1 protein-coding gene is annotated in these 1,684 nt (G+C 37.9%); it reads right to left on the bottom strand.

Annotated elements, in window-relative coordinates:
• Nucleotides 1–161 precede the first annotated feature (161 nt).
• On the bottom strand, nucleotides 162–1,034 hold the full coding sequence (locus H5202_RS22045) for a universal stress protein UspA (RefSeq protein ID WP_182773919.1): 873 nt from the start codon (nucleotides 1,032–1,034) through the stop codon (nucleotides 162–164).
• Nucleotides 1,035–1,684 lie beyond the last annotated feature (650 nt).

The following is a 1,684-nucleotide window of genomic DNA, read 5'->3' as shown; positions in this document are numbered from 1 at the left end:
GAAATGACATTTTAATTAATCTTAAACGGTTAATATAACAAAGCCCGCACCCCCTTAGAAATTCGGTGATACGGGCTTTTTTGTATCGTTTAAAATGACAACTAACTAAAAGTACCTATCGGTTCGTTGGTGTTACCGTCAATTTACAAAATACGACAAGGTTAAATAACAAGTAATTGATCATCGGCAGGAATAATCAATACGTTACTGCGCATTCGCTCCAAAACTAACTCGGCAGTATTGCCTATAATCCGCCCTAATAACCCTTCTCGTTGCCGAGCACCAATCACAAAATATTTACTCTTCAATCTGCAGGCTAGCTCAAACAAGCACAGCTCAGGCTCACCAGCAATAATATGGATACACTCAGGATTCATATTAAATTGAGCAATCTGTTTTTGATGATCTTTATATGCCTTTTTAACAAGAGCATGGGTATCAAGCAAATCCATATCCCGTAATATTTTGGGTACCCTAAGCACAAACGCTAGATGTAATTTGGTCTCAGTTGCTTCAGCAAGTTGCTTACCATATGCCACCACAAAGCTATTGAGCTGTTGTTTAATAGGATCATGAGTACCAAGATCGACAGCCATCAACGTTGCGTTGCCCTTAGTAAGTGGATTATCGGTTAACAATAATAACGGGATTCGAGTATGGCGTATCAACTGCCAGTCAGTGGGTAAGTAATGGTCTGCATGATGTACAGCCTTCACCATAAAGTCGAATCCATGACGAATTGAATGATGACAGGCATGTTCAAATAAATATTTGCTCCATACCATGTGTACCGGAATATCTTCACCTTTAAGCTCTACCAGATGCTGCTTTAATTCGGCTTCTCGTTGATCCATTAACTGCTTTTGCGCAACGCTGACTAAGCGAGGATTATAACTTTCAGGACCACTAAAATAAGCATAAGAATAAGCAAAGACTTCCGCATTTTTGTTCAATTGCTTAGCCAGTTTCAAACCGCTGGCTACTGCGTCGGTATGTGCCTGTTCCATTTGTGCAATAATAAACACTTTGTCCATTAAAATCTCCTTATACAAGCTAATTTTTACTGTGTAAAACGCTTGAAAACAACTCAATTTACTCCATTAAACAAGCATCTATCGGTAAGCTTAATAAAGCTGACGAGCAGGCTTCCCAACCAATTATCACGCTAATATTCCACTAGCAAAAATGAGGTTAAAAAACTAAGCAAAAAATGAGCAAATCGTGAGCAAGTAACTATCTTTAGATTAGCCAATAGCGTACGTTTGTGCTTAAAAATTAGTCAAAAAGTTGATCGAAATCAACTTTTTAAAAGCAATATTAATCAATTATATATTAACCAACTTAGGAGGGAGATATGACAATAGACAACGTTGTTACGTCACTCATTCTGGTTGCTGATAGAGTATCTTAGTGACCGACTGGGGGCCAACAGCTGTAGGATAAGTCACTGCTAGATTAATGCCCCAATAGACGCTTTTTTTGACGTCTGAAATAAGAAAGGATACCTACGTGTGGTTGCAACAAGTTTTCGAAAGCAGATAAAAAGGTCAAAATTGTACTAACGGTTATTACAGTGAAACCAGATTCCTCAATATAATTGCGGACTGATGCCAAATGAATCTAAATGGTTATATTGGAATGCTCCTAAAACCTTGGCCAATAATTGTTGATAACTACTTTTGGA

The sequence above is a fragment of the Shewanella sp. SG41-4 genome (genome assembly GCF_014164505.1).
Lineage (GTDB): Bacteria > Pseudomonadota > Gammaproteobacteria > Enterobacterales > Shewanellaceae > Shewanella.
Note: the sequence above shows the minus strand (reverse complement) of the source record. Positions and strands in the feature narration are given on the sequence as shown.